The 5313-nt window shown below is 51.5% G+C and carries 8 protein-coding genes; all 8 read right to left on the bottom strand.

The annotated features are described in order from the left end of the window. Positions 1-122 precede the first annotated feature (122 nt). The 8 genes from C7B82_RS12295 to C7B82_RS12260 all read right to left on the bottom strand — a co-directional run bounded on the left by C7B82_RS12295 (position 123) and on the right by C7B82_RS12260 (position 5165). The gene (locus C7B82_RS12295) at positions 123-602 is read right to left on the bottom strand and encodes a ParE family toxin-like protein (protein WP_245939851.1); all 480 of its coding nucleotides are present in this window, start codon (positions 600-602) and stop codon (positions 123-125) included. A 36-nt stretch (positions 603-638) separates the two neighbouring features. Further along, a complete protein-coding gene (locus C7B82_RS12290; RefSeq protein WP_106256585.1) occupies positions 639-1010 on the bottom strand; it encodes a four helix bundle protein in 372 nt (123 codons plus the stop codon). Positions 1011-1033: 23 nt separating this feature from the next. Further along, positions 1034-1318, bottom strand: a complete 285-nt coding sequence (gene cas2, locus C7B82_RS12285; RefSeq protein WP_106256584.1) for a CRISPR-associated endonuclease Cas2 — start codon at positions 1316-1318, stop codon at positions 1034-1036. A gap of 65 nt (positions 1319-1383) precedes the next feature. Next, positions 1384-2370, bottom strand: a complete 987-nt coding sequence (gene cas1 / locus C7B82_RS12280; RefSeq protein ID WP_106256583.1) for a CRISPR-associated endonuclease Cas1 — start codon at positions 2368-2370, stop codon at positions 1384-1386. Positions 2371-2573: 203 nt separating this feature from the next. Continuing rightward, positions 2574-2969: a GxxExxY protein gene (locus C7B82_RS12275; protein WP_106256582.1), complete on the bottom strand. Its 396-nt coding sequence runs from the start codon at positions 2967-2969 to the stop codon at positions 2574-2576. Between the two features lie 314 nt (positions 2970-3283). Further along, on the bottom strand, positions 3284-3847 hold the full coding sequence (locus C7B82_RS12270) for a Uma2 family endonuclease (protein ID WP_106256581.1): 564 nt from the start codon (positions 3845-3847) through the stop codon (positions 3284-3286). Between the two features lie 30 nt (positions 3848-3877). After that, entirely contained in the window at positions 3878-4450 is a 573-nt protein-coding gene (locus C7B82_RS12265) for a Uma2 family endonuclease (RefSeq protein ID WP_106256580.1), read from the bottom strand. A gap of 181 nt (positions 4451-4631) precedes the next feature. After that, entirely contained in the window at positions 4632-5165 is a 534-nt protein-coding gene (locus C7B82_RS12260; protein ID WP_106256579.1) for a helix-turn-helix domain-containing protein, read from the bottom strand. Positions 5166-5313 lie beyond the last annotated feature (148 nt).

Raw genomic sequence — 5313 nt, 5'->3', positions numbered from 1 at the left:
GCAGATAAGGGGCAAGACAGACCCACTGGTCAGCACTCAAGTCTGTGTCGTATGCTAGTCGTGTCATTGGGGGTCTCTGATCGACCCCTTTACTCTACATGACTACCTTTTCAAACAGGTTCTTAGCCGTTCAGTCGTTTTTTGTTGCGAGCAACGGCGTTGTAGTCCTCGTGAGAGAGCACCTGCAACGGGATGATGCGATCGACATACCAGCGACACAGTAAGCGATAGCGGTACGTGACCGGAAAGCGCAGTAGGGTGCGATCAAAACTAAACCGTTTACCCTGCAACTGGGCTGGAGGCACGCCTTGATCGAGGGCTGCGAGGATTTTGCGAGTTTTGATAATAATTGGTTTGGGTAGATGGGTGAGATCAATTGGATCTGCCGCGAAGCTTTGCTGCCACTGCTGTTTGGTCGTGTGTTGCCCAGTCACTTGCCAAACACGACAAGGCTGAGATTGGGTGTTCAGAGACGAACTTTTGAGGTCAGGCGCTTGGGACTCGTCGATTTGCACGATCTGGTGACAGCGCGGGCAGTCCTGACTAGAGCCCAAGTGCTTACAGCTAAACCCTTTACGCTGCTTCTGGCGGCGTTGAGCCATGCTTCCTCCTTACGTTTCAAGTTCTACTGGCATCACCTAGGCGGCGGCATGCTCAATCAAATGGTCTAAAGCCATTAGCACTTGCCGACACGCGTGATGCAACTCCTGCCCCACTTCGGCATCCAGATAGGTGCCGAGGACGGCTAGCTCAAGCCAGACCTGCGTCGCGGCGGCTTCGGCCTCTGCCTGGTTTAAGGTGGCAATGAAAGCAGAGTGATAGCGTCGCCTGAGCCATGCCTGAGCTACATAGACACAGACGAGTTGGGCGGCACGCAGCAGTGGCACGGTCAGGAGTTCACGTTCTTCTGGCGGGAATGTCTGCGAATGCTCAAACACCTGCACGGCAAGATCGATCGCAGCCTGGTATACGCGAAGTTCTCGATAACTGATGATGAATGGGTGGTTCATAATGACCTGGCGGAAGAACGGCTTTAAGCAATGAAGACGGTGTCATCGACCTGACGTAGCGGTTGCATCCCCAGCAGCAGCACAATTTTGCGATGACGGGGTGACATGGGGTAGAAGCGCAACTGGTCTTCGGTGGGGTTGAGATAGCGCTTGGTCTGGAAGCGCTTTTGCAAGAGCGCATACTGGTCTGGGGTTAACACACACTCAAACACGGATTTTTGGACACCCAGCCCGTAGCCTTCCAGTAACCGAGACACCCGATCGCGGCGACGATCGTTCGTGATGTCGTAGCAAATGAGATAAAACATCTTTGGCTCCTGCAAGTTGAATGTGCGAGCGGCGACAGTGCTAGAAAGCCGCCGCTCGACAATGGCTAGAGTGTCGACAACATGGGGTGGTAAAAGGGTTCGTCCTCCAGGAGGCAGGCAAGGTACTCCTGCGCCTGTAGTTCCAGGCATTGGTGGTAACTGGCATCTCCGTCATAGAAGAGATGGTGCACCGTAGCAGACAGCTTTTCATCCCAATGCTGAATGAACCGTTCTAAGGCTTCAGGGCACAGAAAGATACCCTGCTCAAACCAGATGAAATCGTCCGGCAGAATCTGTTGGGCCTGCAGTAAATCCATGACCAGGCTGTCTACAATCGGGCCTTGCAACTCCGTCAAGAAATCACAGACCAAGGGTGGACGGGTGAGGGCATCCACATGAAGATTGGCGACTTCGAGATCCAGTCCCAAAGTTTGCAGCACCGTTTGCAGACGCTGGCTGAGCAGGGCAACACCCAGGTTAGTCAAACGCGGGATGGGATTGAGGCCGAAGTTCTGGTGGCGGAAGGCATCAGGCAAGAGACGACTTAAGGCAGCACGGTAGAAGGCCGCACCCGTGCTTTCATAGCTCTTGAGGTCTGCCAGCGTTGGAGCCAGTGGCAGATCATCCAGTAACCGTTGCAAAAGCGCGATCACCTGTTGCACCGTGGCAGGACAGGGATCGGCACTCAGTTGCAGCAGTAAGACACGTGCGTTATGGAGCTTGGCACGTACCAGGCTTTCGGCGGTGCTGCGGGTAAACTCGTGGTCTTGCGATCGCTGCCGCTGGACCGTGAGATAGCGTGCAGGCTCGAAGCTCGGTGGATGAGTATACTCAACGCACTGCCCATCCGGCTCAAAATACAACACGGGAATGTGCAGAGACAGTGCCAGGTTGGTCGCTTTCCGAGTCCACGGTTGTTGACCCAGAATCACCATCTGATTGACACGACTGAGGGGAACAGCAAAGCAGAATTTCTGCCTGTGAAAGATTTGCAGTTGCCGAGACTGCAGCCTCAGCTCAGTTTGGGGTTGCGCCACATAGATTGTGGTCATAGTTTCTTGCCTGTCAGCAATGGTTGGCAAAGTCAGTGGACTCAAGAGAGGCTATCAACTCTGGTCGTTTGCTTTGCCTGGACAGTTCTATGCTCTCAAGGCGGGATCTGACTATAGATCTGAGTCAAGGCGATGGGTGTATGAGTTGAAATATGAGTTGAAAAGCAGGTGTTCGTTCTGTGCTTGAACGTGTTTCTCCTACCTCATGCGTTATTTACATGCGGTGCCTTCCAGAGATATTTCGCGATCGCGTCTTGCCAGTCTTGTGCAGGTTTGGGACGAAGGATGCGTTTATATTCCAAGCGTGATCGACCAAAGTTGAGTAGAAGTCCGACAGAGGCCTGAGTGGCAGCAAGATAGCTCAAAACTTGAGCAATTTCATCGTCATCCATGCCATGAGATACCGCTTTGTCTTCAACGACAACGCATTCATTGACCCAGTGATCAAGGTACAGCCGCCCTAACCAGGTTTGCTCACTGTAAATTTCGAGGTGATGCTCTTCTGCAACCAGCAGTCCATCCTGGCGCATTGCCTCGGTCAACGCTTTTTGGTAATGCTTTTCGCGCAGACAGCGTAGTGCACCGTCACTTTTTAGCAAAGGTATACGCCTGTACTCCTGCGGTTTACAGGACAACAATGTTAGAGGCGCGCATCTAAAGGAGTTTCAAGCAGGCTTTTTAGGGCTAGCTTAGATCTTGCACCAGTGGCATCAGCCCGCCCTGCAATAAATTGCGGACTAACACAACGAAGTCCGTTGAAACGGACTAAAACACCGCTCAGTTGGCTCCTAGTCCACTGAAGTGGACTTTCCTCGATGAGCTCGAACTTAAGTTCAGGGCGGGGCGATGCAAGCGTCGCAAGACCTGAAAAATGCTTTCTTGAGAATGGAGCAAGATGTGAGTTAGAGATCCCCTAACTTGTCAAACGCGGTTGAGGGAAAATTTGTTGAGGAGTCAAGTTTAGATCTGGTAAGAGTGCATCGACGATCGCGGTCTCGCCTCGATAGGTTTTGGGCAGTGATTCTGGCAGAAAAACGGTAATGCTTCTGGCTTGAGCATCAAGCACCCAAACCCGTAAAACGCCTGCAGCTAAATAGTCAGTGGCCTTTTCAGTCATCTCACCAAACGTTTGACCGGGAGAGATGATTTCAATCACTAACTCTGGTGGTAATGGACAGGCTAAGTCTTCCAGCCAATCAGCAGTAAGGCGATCGTAGGAGATGTAAAGTAAATCGGGCACTGGCACCCAGTCTTTACCATTGCGCTTCAGGGTAATTGCCCATTCTGGCTCTACACGCCCGGGCTCCTGACTCCAAGGGTCTAGCAAGAACAGTAAATTCTTTTGAACTGTAGCATGAAAATTTTTCGGTGACATTTTTGGCACAGCCTGACCATCAATCAGCTCGTAGGCGGTATCGCTTTCTGGTAATGACAGAAAGGCTTCTAGGGTTAGAAATTGGGTGGGTGACTGAACCATAGGTGAGAGCCTCATGTGAGGGGAAACTGGCTAGGCAACCGTGCCAGCGGCAAGAATTTGTGCCACTGTAAGGGTTAAATTTGGCAAGGTTGGAGAGGCGATCGATTGTTGATCAACAAACACTGTTTCCTCATACAAGCCTTCTTCCCATCGCAAAAGCGTGACCTTTGCGGTTAACGGATCCACAATCCAGTACTCTGGCACTGCTAAGGCGGCATATTCCGATCGCTTGTAGCGGTAGTCCCGTGCAATTGAGTCCGGGCTGACAACTTCCACTGTCAGCAAGGGAGCAGTCTGGAAGACAGCCGACTGTCCCAACAGTTCTTTTGCTTGCTCTTTCGTCACAATGCAGAGATCAGTGAGCCTAGACTTGTTATAACCAGTGCGCACACCCGTCTCCCGGAAGGTCAACCAGGGTAAAGACAACCGCTGAATTTCGGCATCCAAAACCTGCTCAAGAAATTTAGTAATCAGGAAATGTTCAATGGTTGGAGGGTTCATCAGGACAAGTGAACCCTCAATGAGTTCGTAATGGCTATCAGTACCATCGTCATAGGTGAGGTATTCCTCAAACGTGAGTCGTTGAATGGCAGTGTTGACCATAACGTGACGCAGTAATGGTGTGCTCTTAGTGTAGGTGATTTCTTGGTAGGGGGCACATCCGGGGTTTGGGGGACTTGAAACGGAATTAGCGAGAATGGAAGAGGATACAAAAAAGGTGCGCCTTGTAGACGCACCCCAAACAATAAAATTCTGCTTCCATGCTAACGCTAATACCAATTCCTTAAATACCAGCTACAGATAGTGCTTGGAGAATGGATTGCCAGCCCACAATGGACGCAATCACCGCTTGGGGCATCGCCTCTAACCGCGCCCGCATCAACAACCGCAATTCGTCCAGGTGCTTCGGCAACTGCCAGCGCAAGCCCAACTTGAAAGGCTGCCAGACGCGCTCTATCGGATTGGTTTCTGGTGAATGCGACGGTTGAAACAGCAAGATGATATTAGGCGGAATCTGCAAGCGTTTGGTGAGTGCCTCTTGTGCCCATGGGGGAATGCTTTGCTGGCGTCCAGTCCGGGGTTTGTGTGCGAGCATGGCGACAAGACCGCCAGCGCGGTAGAGGTGTAACCACTTTTGTACGGTGATGCGATGGCGAGCGAGGAGCGTGGCTGCAGCCTGCACCGTTTTGGCTTGCCCACTTTTGAGTAGATAAAGCAATTGGAGCCGTTCTTTGTCAGAAGCAGTCTTTGCGTGTCTGAGTCGTTGCTTCAGATCGGCTTCGGTTTCGGTGATATCGAGCTTGTAAACGCCTGCCATGTCTATTGATTGAACCCAATAGCTACTTTATATCATCTGTAGCTTAATCTTGAGGAATTGGTATAAAACACATCGTTGAACTCGATGCTCTTGAGTTGCAGCAGTTGTATGAAAAACTGCAAAAGAGCGTCACGCTCGCCAGTCTGGT

The sequence above is a fragment of the Stenomitos frigidus ULC18 genome (assembly GCF_003003795.1).
GTDB classification, from domain to species: Bacteria; Cyanobacteriota; Cyanobacteriia; order Leptolyngbyales; family Leptolyngbyaceae; genus Stenomitos; species Stenomitos frigidus_A.
Note: the sequence above shows the minus strand (reverse complement) of the source record. Positions and strands in the feature narration are given on the sequence as shown.